Annotated in this window: 16 protein-coding genes; 9 read left to right on the forward strand and 7 right to left on the reverse strand. The window is 63.1% G+C overall.

Features of this window, described 5'->3' with window-relative positions:
• Window positions 1-107 precede the first annotated feature (107 nt).
• Window positions 108-1,244: a M14 family metallopeptidase gene (locus FHS50_RS10360; RefSeq protein WP_183934350.1), complete on the forward strand. Its 1,137-nt coding sequence runs from the start codon at window positions 108-110 to the stop codon at window positions 1,242-1,244.
• Between the two features lies 1 nt (window position 1,245).
• Window positions 1,246-1,932, forward strand: coding sequence for a 2,3-diphosphoglycerate-dependent phosphoglycerate mutase (gene gpmA, locus FHS50_RS10365; RefSeq protein ID WP_183934351.1), 687 nt, complete (start codon window positions 1,246-1,248; stop codon window positions 1,930-1,932).
• On the opposite strand, the gene FHS50_RS10370 is transcribed toward gpmA, so the two are convergent.
• Entirely contained in the window at window positions 1,929-2,480 is a 552-nt protein-coding gene (locus FHS50_RS10370; RefSeq protein ID WP_183934352.1) for a GGDEF domain-containing protein, read from the reverse strand. The two genes, gpmA and FHS50_RS10370, sit on opposite strands and share 4 nt — an antisense overlap.
• Window positions 2,481-2,615: 135 nt before the next feature.
• Between FHS50_RS10370 and purE the strand changes: the two genes are divergently transcribed.
• Entirely contained in the window at window positions 2,616-3,095 is a 480-nt protein-coding gene (gene purE / locus FHS50_RS10375) for a 5-(carboxyamino)imidazole ribonucleotide mutase (RefSeq protein ID WP_183934353.1), read from the forward strand.
• Window positions 3,092-4,150 carry a 5-(carboxyamino)imidazole ribonucleotide synthase gene (locus tag FHS50_RS10380; protein ID WP_183934354.1) on the forward strand — a complete coding sequence of 353 codons (1,059 nt, stop codon included), beginning with the start codon at window positions 3,092-3,094 and terminating at the stop codon, window positions 4,148-4,150. Before purE ends, FHS50_RS10380 begins: the two co-directional genes overlap by 4 nt.
• Window positions 4,151-4,189: 39 nt before the next feature.
• Here the strand turns inward: FHS50_RS10380 and FHS50_RS10385 are convergent, their stop codons facing one another.
• Complete coding sequence (locus FHS50_RS10385) at window positions 4,190-7,006, reverse strand: M16 family metallopeptidase (protein WP_183934355.1); 2,817 nt, start codon at window positions 7,004-7,006, stop codon at window positions 4,190-4,192.
• Window positions 7,007-7,122: 116 nt separating this feature from the next.
• Entirely contained in the window at window positions 7,123-7,887 is a 765-nt protein-coding gene (locus tag FHS50_RS10390) for a DUF1206 domain-containing protein (RefSeq protein WP_183934356.1), read from the reverse strand.
• 129 nt (window positions 7,888-8,016) lie between these two features.
• On the opposite strand from FHS50_RS10390, the gene lepA reads away from it, so the two are divergent.
• The gene (gene lepA / locus FHS50_RS10395) at window positions 8,017-9,837 is read left to right on the forward strand and encodes a translation elongation factor 4 (protein WP_183934357.1); all 1,821 of its coding nucleotides are present in this window, start codon (window positions 8,017-8,019) and stop codon (window positions 9,835-9,837) included.
• Between the two features lie 22 nt (window positions 9,838-9,859).
• Here lepA and yghU read toward each other — a convergent pair whose 3' ends face one another.
• Both yghU and FHS50_RS10405 read right to left on the reverse strand, forming a co-directional pair.
• Entirely contained in the window at window positions 9,860-10,720 is an 861-nt protein-coding gene (gene yghU, locus FHS50_RS10400) for a glutathione-dependent disulfide-bond oxidoreductase (RefSeq protein WP_183934358.1), read from the reverse strand.
• Window positions 10,721-10,739: 19 nt separating this feature from the next.
• Window positions 10,740-10,901, reverse strand: a complete 162-nt coding sequence (locus tag FHS50_RS10405; protein WP_183934359.1) for a YqaE/Pmp3 family membrane protein — start codon at window positions 10,899-10,901, stop codon at window positions 10,740-10,742.
• 191 nt (window positions 10,902-11,092) lie between these two features.
• Here FHS50_RS10405 and FHS50_RS10410 point away from each other — a divergent pair, with 191 nt between their 5' ends.
• On the forward strand, window positions 11,093-13,477 hold the full coding sequence (locus tag FHS50_RS10410) for a hybrid sensor histidine kinase/response regulator (protein ID WP_281376580.1): 2,385 nt from the start codon (window positions 11,093-11,095) through the stop codon (window positions 13,475-13,477).
• Between the two features lie 12 nt (window positions 13,478-13,489).
• Here the strand turns inward: FHS50_RS10410 and FHS50_RS10415 are convergent, their stop codons facing one another.
• Window positions 13,490-15,823, reverse strand: a complete 2,334-nt coding sequence (locus tag FHS50_RS10415; protein ID WP_183934361.1) for a putative bifunctional diguanylate cyclase/phosphodiesterase — start codon at window positions 15,821-15,823, stop codon at window positions 13,490-13,492.
• A gap of 57 nt (window positions 15,824-15,880) precedes the next feature.
• Window positions 15,881-17,821 (reverse strand): M1 family metallopeptidase, encoded by a 1,941-nt coding sequence (locus tag FHS50_RS10420; protein WP_183934362.1) that lies wholly within the window; start codon window positions 17,819-17,821, stop codon window positions 15,881-15,883.
• Window positions 17,822-17,962: 141 nt separating this feature from the next.
• Between FHS50_RS10420 and FHS50_RS10425 the strand changes: the two genes are divergently transcribed.
• The 3 genes from FHS50_RS10425 to FHS50_RS10435 are packed head-to-tail and all read left to right on the forward strand — an operon-like array spanning window position 17,963 to window position 20,219.
• Entirely contained in the window at window positions 17,963-19,174 is a 1,212-nt protein-coding gene (locus tag FHS50_RS10425; protein ID WP_246333123.1) for a sensor histidine kinase, read from the forward strand.
• Entirely contained in the window at window positions 19,171-19,974 is an 804-nt protein-coding gene (locus FHS50_RS10430) for a LytR/AlgR family response regulator transcription factor (RefSeq protein WP_183934363.1), read from the forward strand. Before FHS50_RS10425 ends, FHS50_RS10430 begins: the two co-directional genes overlap by 4 nt.
• Entirely contained in the window at window positions 19,974-20,219 is a 246-nt protein-coding gene (locus FHS50_RS10435; protein ID WP_183934364.1) for a hypothetical protein, read from the forward strand. The genes FHS50_RS10430 and FHS50_RS10435 overlap by 1 nt, the downstream gene beginning before the upstream one ends.
• The last annotated feature ends 18 nt before the right edge of the window (window positions 20,220-20,237 follow it).

Raw genomic sequence — 20,237 nt, forward strand, 5'->3', positions numbered from 1 at the left:
CCCGTGCGACCCCTTTCGACAAATACATCGCCATGTTCGACAGGGGTTTGCGCGCCCGCTCCACTCTCTCTATCAGGCATCCCGAACCAGAAGATCGAAAGGCGACCATGGGCATCTCCATTTCCAGTGCGTTTGACAGCGGCAACATCAAGCTCGTCGAGATCCGGGGCGACGAGATCGACCTCGAAATCGAGAAGGATTTCCAGTCCGATTTCTATCAATGGTTCCATTTCCGCGTGACCGGCGCGAAAGGCCGCGACCTCACCTTGCGGATCACCAATGCCGGCGATGCCGCCTATCCCGAAGGTTGGCCCGACTATAAGGCGCTGATGTCGATCGATCGCGACGAATGGACCCGCGTCGAAGCGACCAGCTATGAAGATGGCGTGCTGACCATGCGTCTCGTGCCCGAGACCGACAGCATCTTCCTCGCCTATTTCGTTCCCTATTCGATGGATCGCCATCTCGACCTCGTCACCACCGTGGCGGCGCTGCCGGGCGTTTCCTACGAATCGCTCGGCAAGACGCTCGACGGGCAGGACATGGACCTGCTCAGCATGGGCGAAGGCGATCTCAACGTCTGGCTCTATGCCCGTCAGCATCCGGGCGAAAGCATGGCAGAATGGTGGATGGAAGGCGCGCTCGACAAGCTCACCGATCCCGATGATCCCGTCTCGCGTGTCCTGCTCAAGGAATGCCGCTTCCACATCGTTCCCAACATGAACCCCGATGGTTCGCACCGTGGCCATCTTCGCACCAACGCGGTTGGAACGAACCTCAATCGTGAATGGGACAATCCCACCGCGGAAAAGAGCCCCGAAGTGCTGCTGGTGCGCAACCGCATGGACGAAACGGGCGTCGATTTTGCGATGGACGTGCATGGCGACGAAGCGATCCCCGCCAATTTCCTTGCGGGGTTCGAAGGCATTCCCTCGATTACCGATCGCCAGACCGAATTGTTCAATCGCTTCGCCAAGCGGCTCGAACAGGCATCGCCCGATTTCCAGACCGAGAAAGGCTATGCCGTCGCCGGTCCCGGAGAAGCCAATCTGTCGATGTCCACCACCCAGCTCGCCGAGCGCTATGGTGCGGTGTCGATGACGCTCGAAATGCCCTTCAAGGACAATTTCGACCTGCCCGACCCGATCTATGGCTGGTCTACCGAGCGCTGCAAATATCTCGCCCACGCCTGCCTCGACACGCTCCACTCGATGCTGGGCGATCTCAAGGAAGGCCGCAAGTAAGATGCCCACGCTCGTCCTCGTTCGCCATGGCCAGTCGCAGTGGAACCTCGAGAACCGCTTCACCGGCTGGTGGGATGTCGATCTGACCGATGCGGGGGTCGAGGAAGCGCGTGGAGCGGGACGGGCGCTGGCCGCGGCGGGGCACGAGTTCGATTGCTGCTTCACCAGCCTCCAGACCCGCGCCATCCGCACGCTCCACCTCGCCCTGCACGAGATGGGCAGCCTCTGGCTTCCCGTCACCAAGCACTGGCGCCTTAACGAGCGGCACTATGGCGGGCTGACCGGCCTCAACAAGCAGGAGATGCGCGACAAGGTCGGCGACGAACAGGTCCATATCTGGCGTCGCAGCTTCGACATCCCGCCGCCCCCGATGGACGCCGACAGTCCCTACCGGATGGAAGGTGACCGCCGCTACCAGGACATCGAGATCCCCGAGACCGAAAGCCTCAAGGACACGATCGCGCGCGTCCTTCCCTATTTCGACGAAGCGATCGCGCCGTCCCTCAAGTCGGGCAAGCGGGTGCTCATCTCGGCGCATGGCAACAGCCTGCGTGCCCTAGTCAAGCATCTGTCGAACATTTCGGACGATGAAATCACCGGCCTCGAAATCCCCACCGGCAAGCCGATCGTCTATGAACTCGACGACGATCTGGGCGAAATCAGCCGCGACTATGTCGAGGGCGTCTAGCGCTTCTTGCGGTACATCGCCTCGTCGGCCTTGCTGAGGATGTCCTCGGGCGTCGTTTCGCTATCGTCGATCAGCGCGATCCCGATCGCGACCGACATCGGGACCGTCTGGCCCTCGTAGCGGAATCCCGCCTGCTCAACCGTCGTGGCAAGCCGGTCAGCGGTCTTGCGCGCCTGTTGCTCGTCGACTTGGGCGAGCAGCACGCAGAATTCGTCGCCGCCATAACGCGCGAGGACATCGCTGGCACGCAGCCTCTGGCTGAGGAGATGAGCGACCTTGGTGAGCGCGGCATCGCCCGCGATATGGCCATGCTCGTCATTGATGCGCTTCATCCCGTCGAGATCGAGGAACAGCAGCGCCGAGGTTTCGCGATAACGCTGGCACCGGGAGATCAGACGGTTGAGTTCGCGCATCAACCCGCGCCGGTTGGGGATGCACAGGAGATGGTCCTCATGAGCCATTGCCTCGACCTCGGCGATGCGTTGACGAAGGGCGAGATTTTCTTCCCTCAGCCGCGCGACTTCCCGGGTTAGATCCCGGTCCCGCATGGGTTTTCCGGCCTTCGTCATCTGCACCTCCTACCTGACAAACGCACAAAAGGCAGGGGCTATCCTCGCCGGCATTGCGAAAGGGGCGGCGCTTGTCCTACACCCCGGCTTCAATCGCGAAGGGGAAACAAGCGAATGACTGCCCGTGTGGGGATCATCATGGGGAGCCAGTCTGACTGGGACACCATGCGTCATGCCGCCGAAACGCTCGATGCGCTCGGCGTCGCCTATGAAAAGAAGATCGTGTCGGCCCATCGCACGCCCAGGCGGCTGGTCGATTATGCCGAGAGCGCCCGCGAAAGGGGGCTGTCCGTCATCATCGCAGGGGCAGGAGGAGCGGCCCATCTGCCGGGCATGGTGGCCTCGATGACCCCGCTTCCGGTGCTTGGCGTTCCGGTCCAGTCGAAGGCGCTTTCCGGGCTCGACAGCCTTCTTTCCATCGTCCAGATGCCCGCCGGCATCCCCGTCGGCACGCTCGCGATCGGCCGCGCCGGTGCGACCAATGCCGCGCTGCTGGCCGCCGCGATGCTGGCGACCGGCGACGATGCGCTGGCGAAGCGCCTCGATGACTGGCGCGAACAGCAGACCGCTAAAATCGCGGAGGAGCCGCAATGACGCTCAAGCCCGGATCGACCATCGGGATCGTGGGCGGGGGCCAGTTGGGCCGCATGCTCGCGCTGTCCGCAGCGCAATTGGGCTATCGCACCCATGTCTATGCGCCCGACCCCGCGCCTCCCGCGGCCGAGGTCGCATCGCTCTATGTCTGCGCCGAATATGCCAATGGCGACGCGCTCGCTGCCTTTGCTGCCGAGTGCGACGTCCTGACCTACGAATTCGAAAATATCCCGGTCGAACCCCTGGCGGCGATGGGCGACAAGCTGCGCCCTGGCACCGCATCGCTCGCGATCGCGCAGGACCGCGCGCATGAAAAGGCCTTCGTCGAGGAACAGGGCTGCCGTGTCGCGCCCTGGCACCGCATCGATAGCGTCGAGGATCTCCGCGACGCCGCCGAACGGCTGGGCTTTCCCATGGTGATCAAGAGCCGGCGGCTTGGCTATGACGGCAAGGGCCAGGCCTGGGTGCGCGAGATGGATCATCTCGAGGAAGCCTGGGGCGCGATCGGGCGCGAGCCCGCGATCGCCGAGGCCGCGGTCAATTTCCAGGCCGAATTCTCGATCCTCGTCGGTCGCCGCGCCGATGACGAGATGCGGGTCTGGAATGCGCCGCGCAACATCCATGACGGCGGCATCCTGCGCCGGTCCGAGGTTCCCGCCGGCAATCCCGTCGATGCGTTGGTCGACGATGCCGTGGCCTCCTCATGCCGTCTCGCCAGCGCGTTGGGACATATCGGCGTGATGGCCGTCGAATTCTTCGCCACGAGCGAAGGCGCGGTAGTCAACGAAATCGCGCCGCGCGTCCACAATTCGGGCCATTGGACGATCGAAGGCGCGCTGACCTCGCAATTCGAACAGCATATCCGCTGCCTCCTCGATGCCCCGCTTGGCGATACCGGGCTGGTCGCGCCGCGCGTGACGATGGACAATCTCATCGGGTCCGACGTCGACCGCTGGGAGCAATTGCTCGGCGAACAGGGCGCGCATCTACACCTCTACGGCAAGCGCGAAGCGCGGCCCGGACGCAAGATGGGGCACGTTACCCGCCTCGGATAACGCGCCCCATTCGATTGCCGGAAAGTGGCGGGTGCCTTTCTAGAGGTCGCCCGCCATTTCATATTCGATGCCCGCCGCTTCGAGCTGCGGCCGGACCGCGCGGGCATCGCCCACGATGACCCAGACCCAGCCTTCGGGATCGAGCACTTCGCGGATCGCCCCGTCGAGGCCTTCCTGCGTCTGGGCGCGATATTTCTCCGACAGCGTCTCGTAATAATCGTCGGGACGGCCGAGTTCGACATTGTTGCGCATGCCGCTCAACACCGCGCTGGCGGTCTCGAACTGGCCCGGCAGCGCCGCGACATTGCTTGCCACGATGCGCTCGAGTTCGTCCTTGGTCACGCCCTTGTCGCCAAGGAAGGCGCGAACCTGCCCGTCGAGAGCGACGAGGCTGTCGGCGGTGCGGTCGGCCTGTACCGGCGCGGTGATGTAATAAGCGACATCCTCGTCGCTCCGGCGCACCGAGCCGCGCACGCCGTAGGACCAACCCTTGGATTCGCGCAGGTCCATGTTGATGCGCGACAGGAAGCTGCCGCCCAGCGCCTCGTTCGCGGCGTTGAGATCGACCAGATCAGCCGACGGATCGACGGGCAGGATCTGTGCCGCCGCGACGATCGACTGCGGCGAATCGGGCCGGTCGATAAGGATGACCTGCTGCTGGCTGGGACGCTTGGGCCGTTCGGGGAAAAGCTTGGTGCCTTTCGCCACGGCGGGTGCCTGCCAGGTTCCGAACTCGGCGTCGATCGCGGCCTTCACCTCTTCGAGCGACAGGTCGGAAACCACATAAACTTCCATATTGTCGGGGCGGAGGAAGCGCTGCTGGAAGGAGACGAGATCGTCACGGCTGAAGGCCTTGATCGCTTCCTCGCTGCCATAGGGGCTCGCACCATAGGGATCGTTCTCGCCATAGATGATGCGCGGCAGCGCCATGGCGAGCAGCCCGTTGGGGCTCGACTTGGCGCGGGCGATCCCCGCCAGCGCCTGCGAGCGAACGCGGTTGATCTCGCCTTCGGCAAAGGTCGGTTCCTTGAGCATCAGCCCGACCAGGTCGAGCGAAGCGCCAAGGTTGTTCGACAGCGTCGACATGGCGACCGTGCTTTCATCCATGCTGTTGCCGAAGCGGATATCGGTGCCGAGCGATTCGCGCGTTTCCGCGATCGCCTGCGCGTCGAGATCGCCCGCACCTTCCTCGAGCAGCGCCATGGTCATCGCGGCGAGCCCGCTCTTGCCGATGCTGTCGGCGGCGTTGCCGGCATCGAACTCGATGACCATCTGGGTCACCGGCACCGTGTCGCGATGCGCATAATGCAGCATCGCGCCGTTCGACAGGCGGACATGCTCGACATCGGGGAAATCGAGCGCCTGCGTCACCCCGATCGGGGGCAATTCGCGCACCGTGCGCTCGAACACCCGGGTCTCGGCGCCCGGAGCGGCGCTGCCGCCCTTGGCTTCCTCGTAGGGCGGGCGCTCGCCGGGCATCAGGTTGACCGTCACCGAAGGGCGGGCCAGCCACTTGGCCGCAGCCGCGCGCACCATTTCGGGCGTCAGTTCGGCATAGTCTTCGAGCGTCTTGCGATAATAGTCGCTGTCATCCGAATAGAGCTTGCCTTCGGCAATCGCATTGGCCTTGCCGCCGAAGCCTCCGACCTGTTCGAGACCGCGGATCCGGTCCGCCAGCATGTCGGTCACTGCGCGATCGACTTCGGCCTGGGTCGGCCCCTTGACAACGAATTCGGTGAGGACGCGATTGAGGCTGTTTTCCAAGGCATCGACTTCGGTGCCGACCTTGGCTTCGGCGCCCATCGAGAAACGGCCGAGCCGGTGAAAGGCGGTGTAGGAAGCATAGGCATTGTTCGCGCTTTCATCGCCGCGGACGATCGCCGCATCGAGACGAGAGGAAGCGAGCCCGCCGAGGATGCGCGCGGCGATTTCCAGTGCTTCGGTATCCTCGTCGTTGAGGCCGCCGACGACCCAATGCTTCTGCACGCGCGGCGTCGGAATGCGGTCATGCATCACGAGGCGCTTGGCTTCGTCGAGCGTCGGGATGTCGGCCTGGGCAGGGTTGTTCACCTTGCCGCGCCCGATCTCGCCGAAATATTTCTCGACCAGCGGACGCGCAGTCTCGGCGTCGATATCGCCGGCGAGGACGAGAATGGCGTTGTTGGGGCCATATTTGTCGATGAACCAGTTCTGCACGTCGCCCAGCGTCGCGCTATCGAGGTCGGCCATCGAACCGATGGTGCTGTGGCGATAAGGATGCCCCTCGGGGAAGAGCGTTTCCGACACGGCATAACCGACGAGCCCGCCCGGACGGTTATCTCCCTGCCTCTTCTCGTTCTGGACGACGCCGCGCTGGTTATCGAGCTTTTCCTGCGTCACCGCGCCGAGCAGATAGCCCATGCGATCCGATTCCATGAACAGCACGCGCTCGAGCGCGCCCGTCGGCACGTTCTGGAAATAGTTGGTGCGATCATACCAAGTGGTGCCGTTGAGGTTGGTGGCACCGATCTTCTCGGTCCATTCGAAATAGTCGCCCGGGAGGTTCTCCGAGCCGTTGAACATCAGATGTTCGAACAAATGGGCGAAACCGGTCTTGCCCTTGGGCTCGTCCTTGGAGCCGACATTATACCAGACCGACACCGCCACGATCGGCGCCTTGCGGTCTTCATGGACCAGCACCGTCAGTCCGTTGTCGAGCTGGAAGCTCTCGTGGTCGATACGCACCTGTTCGACGAGGCTGGTGAGGTCGCTGGCGGCCTGGGCGGCCTGCTGCTCGGCGGCGAAGGCCGCGGATGCGGGAACGGCAGTGAGTGCCGTTGCGGCAAGCAGCAGGGAAAGTGGCGAAAATCGTGACATGAGGCTCTCCGATGGACGAGGATTTTGCGCGAAACAGTGACGGCCCATCGCCAAGGGGGCAACCCCCATCGACCAACGGGCCGCCTCTCTCGACCAACGGAGGGGGATGGCGGAACCTAGTGCCCGGGGCGCAGATCCTGGTTCGGAATGGTGCGGTAACGCGCTTCGATGATGCTGAAGACCCCGAAGAGGATGAGGCCGACGCAGATTGCGGTGAACAGCCAGCCGGTGTCGCGAAGGCTGTTGAGTGCCCCGGCCAGTCCGCGCGCCTGGTCGGTCGCGCCCATGCCGGCCTGAATCACGAACCAGCCCGACACGATGAAGACGATGCCGCGCGCAAGATGGCCGAGCAGCCCGAACCATTCGACGAACTCGGGCGTGTTGCCCACCAGCCCGTCCATATATTCCTTGGTGACGCCCTTCTTGATCTGCCACAGCCCGGCGATCAGTACCCCGGCACCCGCCAGCAGAATGAGCCAGTCGCCCGCCGTCTGGCTGGCAGTCGCCGCGGCTTCCTCGGTGCCGCCGCCGCTGCCGCCCGAACCGAACAGCGTCTTGGCGGCAAGATAGGCGAGGATGAAATAGCCGAAGCCCCCGATGATGTAGAAGGCGCGGGTCGCCTGTCCCTTGGCATCATCGTCCTTGCCCTCGAGATTCTTGACCGCATCGACGATCTTCCACAGCCCGTAGCCGACCGCGCCGACCGCGATGATGCCGAGCAGCGCATTGCCCGCCGGCAATTCCTCGACCGACTTGAACAGGTCGGAGGTCGAAGTCACGCGGCTCGATTCCAGCGCGATGTAGCCCAGCAGGATATAGATCAGCCCGCGCGCGAAAAATCCGATGCGCGTCCAGGTCTCGAGTTGCGTCGCCTTTGCCATCTTGTCTTCCTTGTCCCTGTTCGGGGGTTAGACGGTTGGCCGCGCCCTCGGGTTCCCTTAAGTTGCTGACAGCACGACTTTTCGATGCTAGCGGCGCGGCTTGCCAAATCACCGACAGACTGAAGCTTCATGACTGACCTCTCGCGCATCCGGAATTTCTCGATAATCGCGCATATCGACCATGGCAAATCGACGCTCGCCGACCGGCTCATTCAGCTGACGGGCGGCCTTACCGAGCGCGAGATGAAGGCGCAGGTGCTCGACAATATGGAGATCGAGCAGGAGCGCGGGATCACCATCAAGTCGCAGACGGTCCGGTTGAACTGGCAGGCCGCCGATGGCGAGACCTACGAACTCAACCTCATGGATACGCCGGGCCATGTCGACTTCGCCTATGAAGTGAGCCGCAGCCTCGCCGCCTGCGAAGGCGCGCTCCTCGTCGTCGATGCCGCGCAGGGGGTCGAGGCGCAGACCCTCGCCAATGTCTACCAGTCGATCGAGCATGATCATGAGATCGTGCCCGTGATCAACAAGATCGACCTGCCCGCCGCCGATCCCGACAAGGTCAAGCTCGAGATCGAGGAAGTGATCGGCCTCGATGCCGAACATGCCGTCGAGGCAAGCGCGAAGACCGGCATCGGGATCGAGGAAATCCTCCAGGCGATCGTCGACCGCATCCCGCCGCCCACGGGCGACCGGGAAAAGCCTCTGAAGGCGATGCTGGTCGACAGCTGGTACGATCCCTATCTCGGCGTGGTCATCCTCGTCCGCGTGCAGGACGGCGTGCTCAAGCGCGGGCAGCAGATCAAGTTCATGCAGGCCGGCACCCAGCATCTCGTCGACCGGGTGGGCTGTTTCACGCCCAAGCGCGTCGAACTCGACGAGCTGGGTCCGGGCGAAATCGGCTTCATCACCGCGCAGATCAAGGAAGTCAGCCAGACCGCGGTCGGCGACACGATCACCACGGTGAAAAATCCCACCGAAAAGCCGCTGCCGGGCTTCAAGGAAGTGCAGCCGGTGGTCTTCTGCGGCCTCTTCCCCGTCGATGCCGCCGATTTCGAGAAATTGCGCGAATCGCTTTACAAGCTGCGCCTCAACGATGCGTCCTTCAGCTTCGAGATGGAAACCTCGGCGGCGCTGGGCTTCGGCTTCCGCTGCGGCTTTCTGGGCCTGCTGCACCTCGAGATCATTCAGGAGCGACTGACCCGCGAATATGATCTCGACCTCATCACCACCGCGCCGAGCGTCGTCTACCGGATGGACCTCGCGCACACCAAGAATGAGGACGCCAAGACGATCGAGCTGCACAATCCGGCGGACATGCCCGATGTGAACCGGATCATCAGCATCGAGGAACCCTGGATCAAGGCGACGATCTATACGCCCGACGAATATCTCGGAGGCATCCTCAAGCTGTGCCAGGACCGGCGCGGCATTCAGAAGGAACTGACCTATGTCGGCGGCCGTGCGCAGGTGGTGTACGAACTGCCCTTGAACGAAGTCGTGTTCGATTTCTACGACCGGCTGAAGTCGATCTCGAAGGGCTATGCCAGCTTCGACTATGAACAGATCGGCTATCGCGAAGGCGACCTCGTGAAGATGAGCATCCTCGTCAACGAGGAGCCGGTCGACGCGCTATCGATGATCGTTCACCGCGGCACCGCCGAGGAACGCGGCCGCGGCATGTGCGAGCGGCTGAAGGAACTCATCCCGAGGCACCTGTTTAAGATCCCGATCCAGGCCGCGATCGGCGGCAAGATCATTGCCCGCGAAACGATCAGCGCGATGCGCAAGGACGTCACTGCCAAATGCTACGGCGGCGACGCCACGCGTAAGCGCAAGCTTCTCGAGAAGCAGAAGAAGGGCAAGGCCAAGATGCGCGAATATGGAAACGTGAGCATCCCGCAGGAGGCCTTCATCGCCGCCCTGAAGATGGGCGACGACAATTAGTCATCGCGGCGCGCTCTGACGCTCAATCCCGCAGGATCGCGTCGATGTCCTTGGCGCCGTGGCGTTCGGGGAGTTGGCTGTCCTCGTCGCCCCAGGTGCGGTTGACGAGGCGGCCTCGGCGGACGGCTTCGCGGGACGCGATCTCGTCGGCCCAGCGGTTGACGTGGCGATAACTGGCTGCGTCAAGGAAGGTCGCGGAATCGCGGTAGAGCTTGCCCTGCACAAGCGGCCCGTACCAGGGCCAGATCGCCATGTCGGCGATCGTATATTTCTCGCCCGCGACATAGCGGCGCTCGGCGAGCTGCTGGTCGAGAAGGTCGAGCTGGCGCTTCACTTCCATCGTGTAACGGTCGATCGCATATTCGATCTTCTCGGGCGCATATTCATAGAAATGGCCGAACCCGCCGCCGAGGAACGGCCCCGCGCCCATCTGCCAGAACAGCCAGTTGAGCACCTCGGTGCGCGCCGCAGGCTCAGTGGGAAGGAAGGCTCCGAACTTCTCGGCGAGATAGAAAAGGATATGCCCGCTTTCGAAGATCCGGAGCGGCTCTCCTCCTCCGTTCGGGCGGGTGTCGAGCAAGGCGGGGATCTTGCTGTTGGGATTGATGTCGACGAAGCCCGATCCGAACTGCTCGCCCTCGGTGATGCGGATCGGCCAGGCGTCATATTCGGCATCTTCGTGCCCCGCCGCGAGCAATTCCTCGAGCATGACGGTGACCTTGACCCCATTGGGCGTGGCGAGGCTGTACAGCTGCAGCGGATGCTTTCCGCGCGGCAGTTCCTTTTCCTCGCGCGCGCCCGCGGTCGGGCGGTTGATGGCGGCGAATTGCCCGCCATTTTCCTTGTCGGCGGTCCAGACCCTGGGCGGCTCGTAACGGTTCATGGCCTTTCCTTCGATCGGGCTAGCGCAGGAAATTGACATAGACGGCGTGGATGACGCCCGGAACGAAGAAGATCAGCGTGAGAATGAGGTTGATCCAGAAATCGCGGTCGATGCCGTGGCGGGCGAGAACGCCGACCGGCGGGATCAGCACGGATAGAATAAGGATGATCAGATTACCCATCGGAATGGCTCCTGAAAAAAGTGATTGGCGAACCTGGTTAAGGCAACCGCCCGACCCCTCGGCCTGTTCCGAACTTGCTGAAATGCACCAATCTTTCGCGCTCCACGCGTGACTCTTGAACGGGTTTTGGGTTAATTAAGGGCATGGACCGCTGGGGGGACAGCGAGTCGCCGCCGCAGGCGAGCGAAATGATGCGTGACGAACAATCAGCACGCACCGCCCCCGTTCAACCCGATCAGCCGACTGTGGATGGCCAAGCCAGGGAGGGTCCTTTGGATGGTGCTGGCCTGGGGGAGGGCTTTGATTTCCATGCCCTGCTAGGGATCGCCGATTCCCTGCCGGTCATGATGGCATTCTGCTCGACCGATCTTCAGTTCAGATTCGTCAATCGTCCGCTCGCCGACTGGTTCGAATGTCCGCGCTCGCAGCTTCTCGGGCGCAGCATTAAGGACGTGATGAACGCGCGGACCTACGAGACGCGCCGCCCCTTGCTCGAAGCCGCTGCGAAGGGGCAGCGCCAACTGTTCGTGGCAGAATTCCATCACCCGACCCGCGGCCTCCTGACCACCCGCTCCGAATATATCCCCCATTATGACGCGCGCGGCGAGATCGCGGGGATCGTTCTCGTCATCCAGGACGTCAGCGAGCAGCGATCCACCGAAATCGCCTTGCGCGAAAGCGAAGCGCGCTTCCGCCGCATCGCTGACAGCGCCCCCGTCCTCATGTGGGTCAGCCGCAAGGACGGCAGCCGCGATTTCGCCAACGAGGCATGCCGCGAATATTTCGGCGACACGGTCGTCGACGATCCGCGCTCGGACTGGACCGATCGCATCCACCCCGACGACCGCGGCCGTGTGGTCGAGACAATCCGCTCGGCGCGCGAAAAGGGCACGGCGTACGACCTTATCGGGCGGCTCAAGACCCGCGAGGGCGAATATCGCTGGCTTCACGCCGTCGGCCAGCCGCGCTTCGACCCCGAAGGTAATTTCATCGGCCATATCGGGACCGCGAGCGATGTCACGGGAACCAAGGAAGCCGAGCTCGAGCTGCGCCGTGAAGTGGCGGATCAGCAAGGCGAACTGGCGCAGACCGAAGCGCGCTTCCAGGCCGTGTTCGAAAGCCTCGAGATGGTCGGGATCATGGCGCTCGACGGCAGTTATCTCGAGGTCAACCGAAGCGTGGTCGAGGGTCTTGGCATCACCATCGAGGAAATGCGCGGCCACAAGCCTTGGGAAATCGCTGCCTTCGCCCCCTTCGACGACAGCAAGGAAAAGCTCGTCGATATGGTCGAGCGCGCGGCAGCCGGGGAATCGGTCACCGGCGAGATGACCATCCGCACCATCGAGGGCGACAACCAGATCATGGTGACGATCAAGCCCGTCACCGACGCCGACGGAAAGCCGCTGTTCCTCGTCGGCGAAGGGCGCGACGTCACTGAACTCAAGATCGCGCAGGACCAGCTTCGCCAGGCGCAGAAGATGGAAGCGCTCGGCCAGCTGACCGGCGGGATCGCGCATGATTTCAACAATCTGCTCACCGTCGTGGTCGGCGGCCTCGATCTCATCGCCAAGCGGGTCGAGGACGAAAAGCTCAAGCGATATGCAGAAAACGCCTTGTCGGCGGCCGAACGCGGTGCGCGGCTCACCGGGCAGCTTCTGGCCTTCAGCCGTACCCAGCGGCTCGAAGTGGCGCCGGTCACCGTGGGCCGCCTGATCGAGGAAATGCGCCCCCTGCTTCGCAACGTGCTGGGCCCCGGGATCGAGAAGCAATTCGATTTCCAGGACCAGGACATGAAGGTCATGGCCGATTCTACCCAGCTCGAGGTCGCCATCCTCAACCTCGCGATCAACGCCCGCGACGCGATGACCGACGGGGGCCTGCTGCGCTTCGCCTCGCGCCGAGTCACGGTGAGCGAAGACCATGAACTCGAACCCGGTGACTATATCGAATTGTCGATTGCCGACACGGGCGAGGGGATGCCGCAGGATGTCGTCGATCGCGCCTTCGATCCCTTCTTCACCACCAAGGAAGTGGGCAAGGGGACGGGGCTGGGGCTGTCGATGGTCTATGGCATGGCGCGTCAGTCTGGGGGCACCGCGCGCATTGCCAGCATGCCGGGCGAAGGCACGACCGTGCTTCTTTACCTGCGCAATGCCGACGACAAGGACGAGGGGCGCGGCGTTCCCGTCAGCGGCTCGTTGAAACCGCGCTGTGACACCAGGGGCAAGAAGGTGCTCGTCGTCGACGATGACGAACAGGTGCGCAGCTATATCTGCGCCAGTCTCGATGAAAGTGGCTATGCATTCGCCGAGGCCGCCGACGGCGAAACGGCGATGAAATTGCTGAAGCAGTTCGAGCCCGATGTCGTCATTCTCGACTATATTATGCCGGGCCGTTCGGGCGCCGAGATCGCCGCGGCGATGCTGGAAAAGGACCCCGACCTGCCGATCCTGTTCGTGTCCGGCTATAACGAGACCGATGCGATCCGCGAAGCGGCGCCAGATGCCGCTTTATTGGCCAAGCCCTTCCGCCCGGATGCGCTCGACGCGGCAATCTGCGACCTGCTCGGCGACTGACTGCGGCGCGGCTTAGCTCGCTTTCTGGCGAACCATTCCGCGCACCATCTGATCGGCGCGGTCGAAGGCCAGCGGACGGCCGAACAGATAGCCCTGGATCGTATCGACCCCAAGATCGCGCATGCGCTCGAAATCCTCGGCGGTCTCGACGCCCTCGGCAGTGACGTTCATGCGGAACGACTTGGCGAGCTGGACGATCGACTGGATGATCGCGACATTCTCCTCGCGGGTGCCGGCTTCGCGCACGAAGCTGCCGTCGATCTTGAGCTTGTGGAAGACCGCCTTGTTCAGATAGCCGATCGAGGAATAGCCCGTCCCGAAATCGTCGAGCGCGATGCCCACGCCGAGCTGGCGCAGCCGCTTGAGATTGTCGAGCGTGACCGTGTTGTTGCCCAGGAACACGCCTTCGGTGACTTCCAGCTCGATCCGGTTGCCCGGCACCTTGTAGCGGGCAAGGCACTGGCTCACGATGTTGGGCAGCGCGGGCATGCAGATCTGCTTGGGCGAGATGTTGACCGCCACGGTGATCGGCTCGGGCCATTGCGAGATGGTGCGGCAGGCCTCGGTGATCACCCATTCGCCGATCTGCATCATCAGGCCGCATTCCTCGGCGATCGGGATGAAGACGGGCGGCGGGATCAGCCCGCGCGTCGGGTGCTGCCAGCGGATCAGCGCCTCGAAGCCCACCAGCTTCTGGTCCTTGGCCGAAACGAGCGGCTGGTAGAGGAGGTGGAATTGTTTCGAAGCGACGGCGGCGCGCAGGTCGCTTTCGAGGCGCACCCGGTCGTCCTGCTCGCTCTGCAGTTCGGAGGAGAAATATTTGGCGACGCCCCGGCCCGCGCCCTTGGCTTCGTAGAGCGCAAGGTCGGCCTTAAGGATAAGGTCGTCGACCGTCGCCCCGTCGATCGGTCCGAAGGCGCAACCGATCGAAACGCCGATACGAATCTCGGTCTCGTCGATGATATAGGGTTCCTTGATCGCCGTGATGATCGATGCGGCGAGCGTCTCGATATTCTTGCGCGACTGGGCGTCCTTGATGACGATCGCGAATTCATCGCCGCCCATGCGCCCGACATGGCCAAGGTCGCCGACTTCGTTGCACAGTCGCTTGGCGACCGCCTGCAAGACCGCATCACCCTTGGGATGGCCGAAGGTATCGTTGACCGGCTTGAACCCGTCGAGGTCGAGGAACATGATCGCGCAGGGCACATTCGACTGGTTCGCGGTGCGCAGCGCCTCGCCGAGAAGCTGGCGGACGCGGCCGCGATTGGGCAGTCCCGACAGCACGTCCATGTTGGCAAGATTGGTCAGCCGTTCCTGCGTCGCGCGCACCTCGGTAATGTCCGAGCCCACGCCGCGGAATCCCTCGAAACGGCCGGCGGTATCGACGATCGGGTCGCCCGAGATCGAGATCCAGCGGCTGCCCCGGCGCGAGGAGACTTCCATCTCGAGATTGGTGAAGGGCTTCTTCTCGAGAAGCACGCTACCCAATTCCTTATGCTCGCCGAGCAGGCCGGGGAAATTCTGCCCGATCACCTGGCTCGACGGCTTACCGAGAAGGGCAACCATGCGGCTCGACAGATAGGTCACGCGGTTTTCATCGTCGACCTGCCAGAGCCAGCCCACGCCGCGCTTTTCATATTCCTGGAGAAGCAGATTGGCGCTTTCCGACTGGGTGCCGAAATCGGCGGTGGTCTTGAGCTGGCCGAACGCCCAGCGCGCGACATGCACCACCCCGACGATCGACACGCCGAGAATGAACAGGATCGAAAGCATATGCTCGAACGGAATGCCGGAGCGGGCGATCACCATCGCGTAGCAAAGGCCTGCGGTGAACAGCGCCATCCACGCCATGACGCAGATCGGGATGACGACCAGCCCGAGGGCGGCGACGCCGAGGCCCGCCATGATCGAGCCCAGGATCACCTGCTCGGGCGGAGCGAGCGACGCGAAGGAAAAAAGCGGCAGGCTGAGCCAGGCCAGTCCGCGCAGCACCACGTCGCCGACAAGGACGGCCATCGGCACCTTGCGCCCCGAGCGGCCGATATGGGTCACGGCCTGCTTGCGCGCCCACATCATCGACAGCACGTTGGCCGAGGCGACGAGCAGGATCCACCCCATCACCTGCGCCATGTCGAGTGCGCTGTGCAGCGCCGCGGCGACCAGCAGCGCTGCCACGATATTGGCGATGCTGAACAGGGGAGCGAACTGGGCCCTGGCAATCAGCTGGACGTCGCGCAGGGGCGAACTCGAACGATCGTCGGCGAAGGTCGAGACGCCGAGCGATTCTCCGTCTGGCAGACGGGCCGAAATCATCCGCTTGTACCGGTCTGGGGCCTTGTACATTGCCACTCCGTTGGTGATCGAGTGGTCAATCCCTAGGCCAAGAGGGTTACATCGGGGTTAAGATTGCCCCGCCGCAGTCCCTCCCGGAAGGTCCGGTTTGATCCCCAAAAGGTCCAGTCCGCGGGTCGTGATCGGATGGTAGAGAGGCCGTGCCTTGGCATAGAGACGCTTGGCGATCGGCATCCCCCATTCCTTATCCTCGGCGAGCGCGGTGATCAGCGGTGCGACAAATTTGCGCCGCCCCTGGCTGGTGAGGAACTCCTCGAGACGCGGCAAGGCGGGGTCGTAACGGTTCTCGACCGCCAGTTTGAGCCAGAGGAAGAGAATCTCATTATTTCCGGTCTGCGACAGGCCGAACGCCCGGTCGAGAGCGGCAAGCCGGTTGTTGGGCAGGTCGGTCTCGATGCTGCCGAGGAAACGGAGACGCTCATCGGTATTCCAGCCGACCCAGGCCTCGCGGTTGGGGGTCTCGCCATTGTCGAAGGCTTTCACCGCCGCATCGACCTCGGCAAAGGCCTCGGGATTGGCGGGCGCCACATTGTCGGGAATGCCCGCTTCATAGACCCATTCGTCGAGGCGCAGCGAGGCTTCGAGTTCCTCGTCGCCCTTGATCAGATATTCGCGCACTTCCTCGAGGAACATGGACGAGGTCACGGGCTCGAAGGCATGGCGCTCGAACCAGCCCTTGAGGAAGGCATCGAAGGCTTCGCGCCCGACCGCCGCCTCGATGGTGCGCAGGAAGGCCGCACCCTTTTCATATGGTACGCCGTTGAAACCGTCGTCCGGATGCTTTCCCTTGAGGTCGATGGCGAGCGCCTGCTGCCATTCTTCCAGCTCCTCGATCTCGCCGCGAATGCCCTCGAGGCTCAGTGCAACCTGCTGGTCATAGGCTTCCTTGCCATAGACCGCTTCGACGATGCGCTGCTCGGCATAGACGGTCATCCCTTCGTTGAGCCAGAAATCGGCCCAGGTGGCATTGGTCGCAAGGTTGCCCGACCAGCTGTGCGCCAATTCGTGCGCAATGAGGCTGGTGAGCGACTTGTCGCCCGCGATGAAAGTCGGGGTGAGGAAGGTGAGGCGCGGATTTTCCATCCCGCCGAAGGGGAAGCTCGGCGGCAGAACGATCATGTCATAGCGGCCCCATTCATACGGCCCGAACAGCCGTTCGGCGGCAGTGATCATCCGCTCGGTATCGGCCAGTTCGGCAGCTGCCGCATCGATGGTCTCGGGCTCGGCCCAGACCGCCGAGCGCAGGCCAAGCGAGCGCTTCTCGATCTCGCCCACCGCGATGGCGATGAGATAGGGCGGCACCGACTTTTCCATCTCGAAGCTGAAAATGCGGTGGTCCTTCCCGTCGGGAACTGGATCGCCGATGGTCGCCGCGCTCATCACCGCGGTGAGCGGGTTGGGAACGCGGATCTTGGCTTCCCAGGTCTGGCGGATGCCCGGCGAATCCTGCGTCGGGATCCAGCTGCGGTTCTCGATCGCCTGACCCTGGCTAAGGAGAAAGGGATGGCGACCGCCCGCAGTCTGTTCGGGGCTGAGAAACTGGAGCGCGGTCGAATTCTCGGCCGAGACATAGTCGATGACGATGCGGCGCGCATCGCCGATCTTCACGCTGATCGGCGCGCCCAGCGTCTCGTCTTCCTCGCCGACTTCATAGGCAAGCGGCTCACCGTCGGCGGCAGTGACCGAATTGATCGTCAGACCGCGGCTGTCGAGAATGATTTCCTCGGCATCGTCCTTTGCGTCGATATCGAGCGTCGCCGTGCCTGCCACCCGCTTGGCGTCGAAATCGACGTCGAGGTCAAGCGCGACATGATAGACCCGCGCTTCGAGCGGTTTGGCATAGCTGTGGACGTCGACGGCATCTTCGCGGTCGAGGATCGGCGCGATGTCGTTGGCCGCCATCTCGTTACCTTGGGGGGCTTCGTCCCCGCTCCGGCACGACGCCAAGAGAAGCGCGGACAGGGCAAGGGTGAATAGACGCGCGGACATGGACAAAATCTCCTCTTGTGCTGCGAGGCACCGGAACGCGAAATGCCTCCCGTTCGTCCCCTAGACCCCATGGGGGGCTGCGCCAAGCCTAGGCGATGCGCTTTTGCGCGCCTATGTTGGCTGGCATGAAAGGCGGTATCATTGGCTAGGGATCCTGTCTCCACGATGAAGGAAGGCAAATCGCAACCCGGCGGCGTCAAGCGTCTCCAGCGGGAATCGGTGGCGACGCTCGCCAAGAATGCCGGTCAGCAGGTCCCCATCGGCCCCCGCAAGGAAGGGCAGGCGGGCGGTCTCGACCGACCCTTCTTCGCGGACAAGAACCGCGCTTTCTGGATCCTCCAGTCGCTTGGCTGGTCGGGCTATTTCATTCTGCGCTTCCTTACCGGGGTCGCCAATAATTTCGGGGCGATCTTCGCGGTCCATGCGCTCATTCTTACCGCCACCGGCTATTCGCTCACCCTGCTTCTCGCGGCGGTCTACAAGCGGCTGATCACCATGCAGGCGACGGTCACCGCGCTGGTGTCGCTCCTTCTCGTCTCGATCGCGGCGGCGATCTTCTCCTTTGTCGAGACATGGAGCATCTCGACCTTCGTCAATCCCGAGTTCCAGCCCGCGGGCGTGCAATTCTTCGGCGCGGTGATCCTCGGCTTCTCGCTGCTCGCCGCCTGGTCGGCGCTCTATTACGGGATCAACTATTACCTGCTGCTCGAAGACCAGATCGACCAGCGGATGCTCCTCGAAAGCCAGGCTTCCTCGGCGCATCTCGCGATGCTCCGCTACCAGCTCAATCCGCATTTCCTTTTCAACACGCTCAATTCGATCTCAACGCTGGTCCTGTTGAAACAGACGGGACGCGCCAACGCGATGCTCTCGCGGCTTTCGAACTTCCTACGCTACACGCTCGTCAACGAGCCCACCGCCAAGGTGCCGCTCGCCAAGGAAGTCGAGACGCTCAAGCTCTATCTCGAAATCGAGAAAATGCGCTTCGAGGACCGGCTGCGCCCGCATTTCCGCATCGATGCCGATACGGTGAACGCGCGCCTGCCTTCGCTGCTTCTTCAGCCGCTGGTCGAAAATGCGATCAAATATGCGGTGACTCCTGCCGAGGAAGGCGCCGACATCTGGGTCAAGGCCCGGCGCGAAGGCGCGGCGGTGGTGATCGAGGTGTCCGACAGCGGCCCGGGAGAAGCGGCAAGCAGGGAGCCGACCAAGTCGACAGGCGTTGGACTGCAGAATATTCGCGACCGATTGGCCAATGCCTATGGCGCGGCCCATGGATTTCGGACGCAATCGAACGAACATGGGGGTTTTAGCGTTATCATCCAGATTCCATATCGAACGGAAAAATTATGACCATTCGGACCATTTTAGTCGATGACGAACCCCTGGCGATCCAGGGCCTGCAACTGCGCCTCGAGGCGCATGACGATATCGAGATCATCGCCACCGCCTCCAACGGGCGCGAAGGCATCCGCCAGATCAAGACGCACAAGCCCGATCTCGTCTTTCTCGACATCCAGATGCCCGGTTTCGACGGCTTCTCGGTGATTTCGGGAATGATGGACGTCGAGCCGCCCTTGTTCGTCTTCGTCACCGCTTATGCCGACCATGCGGTCAAGGCATTCGAGGCCGAGGCCGTGGACTATCTCGTCAAGCCGGTCGACGAGGACCGGCTCGCATCGACGCTCGAGCGCGTGCGTGAGCGGTTGAGCGAGAAGAATGCCGCCGAAAAGGCCGAGAAACTGCAGGAAGCGCTCGCCGAACATGCCCCGCAGGCGGCCGAGGAAATCGCCGAAGGCAGCAGCGATGCCCCCTCGGCGAACCGCTACGAGCAGGTGATCAACATCCGCGACCAGGGCCAGATCTTCCGCGTTGACGTGGGCGATATCGAGCGGATCGACGCCGCGGGCGACTATATGTGCATCCAGACCGGCGACAATACGCTTATCCTTCGCGAAACGATGAAGGATCTCGAAAAGCGTCTCGACCCGCGCCACTTCCAGCGCGTCCACCGCTCGACCATCGTCAATCTCGACCAAGTCAAGCAGGTCAAGCCGCACACCAATGGCGAATGTTTCCTCGTGCTGGGTTCGGGTGCCGAAGTGAAGGTGAGCCGCTCCTATCGCGACGTGGTGGCGAGGTTCGTGCACTGATGCTCTGGATGCTTCTTCTCCAGGCGGCGCCGCCCGCTCCCGATATCGCGCTCGTCGCCACCGTCGAGGCGCGCGAAGTGAAGGTCGAAAGCAAGGGGCAGGCGACCATCGCCGCCACTGCCACGCCCGACGGCGGCAGCCGTGCCGAGGCCAGCGGCGATGGACAGCGCTACGAACTGCGGATCGAGGCAAGAATTGCCGATCCGCTGCCTGCCGATGAAACCGGGGACAGTCCGCAACGTTGAGGCTCCACAGGAAGAAAC

Origin of the sequence: Sphingomicrobium lutaoense (assembly GCF_014195685.1) — a bacterium.
GTDB classification, from domain to species: Bacteria; Pseudomonadota; Alphaproteobacteria; order Sphingomonadales; family Sphingomonadaceae; genus Sphingomicrobium; species Sphingomicrobium lutaoense.

Bases quoted from the DNA above. Each gene is read 5' to 3' on its own strand.
- FHS50_RS10360 (WP_183934350.1), top strand. From the start codon at position 108: ATGGGCATCTCCATTTCCAGTGCGTTTGACAGCGGCAACATCAAGCTC.
- gpmA (WP_183934351.1), top strand. From the start codon at position 1,246: ATGCCCACGCTCGTCCTCGTTCGCCATGGCCAGTCGCAGTGGAACCTC.
- FHS50_RS10370 (WP_183934352.1), bottom strand. From the start codon at position 2,480: ATGCGGGACCGGGATCTAACCCGGGAAGTCGCGCGGCTGAGGGAAGAA.
- purE (WP_183934353.1), top strand. From the start codon at position 2,616: ATGACTGCCCGTGTGGGGATCATCATGGGGAGCCAGTCTGACTGGGAC.
- FHS50_RS10380 (WP_183934354.1), top strand. From the start codon at position 3,092: ATGACGCTCAAGCCCGGATCGACCATCGGGATCGTGGGCGGGGGCCAG.
- FHS50_RS10385 (WP_183934355.1), bottom strand. From the start codon at position 7,006: ATGTCACGATTTTCGCCACTTTCCCTGCTGCTTGCCGCAACGGCACTC.
- FHS50_RS10390 (WP_183934356.1), bottom strand. From the start codon at position 7,887: ATGGCAAAGGCGACGCAACTCGAGACCTGGACGCGCATCGGATTTTTC.
- lepA (WP_183934357.1), top strand. From the start codon at position 8,017: ATGACTGACCTCTCGCGCATCCGGAATTTCTCGATAATCGCGCATATC.
- yghU (WP_183934358.1), bottom strand. From the start codon at position 10,720: ATGAACCGTTACGAGCCGCCCAGGGTCTGGACCGCCGACAAGGAAAAT.
- FHS50_RS10405 (WP_183934359.1), bottom strand. From the start codon at position 10,901: ATGGGTAATCTGATCATCCTTATTCTATCCGTGCTGATCCCGCCGGTC.
- FHS50_RS10410 (WP_281376580.1), top strand. From the start codon at position 11,093: ATGCGTGACGAACAATCAGCACGCACCGCCCCCGTTCAACCCGATCAG.
- FHS50_RS10415 (WP_183934361.1), bottom strand. From the start codon at position 15,823: ATGTACAAGGCCCCAGACCGGTACAAGCGGATGATTTCGGCCCGTCTG.
- FHS50_RS10420 (WP_183934362.1), bottom strand. From the start codon at position 17,821: ATGTCCGCGCGTCTATTCACCCTTGCCCTGTCCGCGCTTCTCTTGGCG.
- FHS50_RS10430 (WP_183934363.1), top strand. From the start codon at position 19,171: ATGACCATTCGGACCATTTTAGTCGATGACGAACCCCTGGCGATCCAG.
- FHS50_RS10435 (WP_183934364.1), top strand. From the start codon at position 19,974: ATGCTCTGGATGCTTCTTCTCCAGGCGGCGCCGCCCGCTCCCGATATC.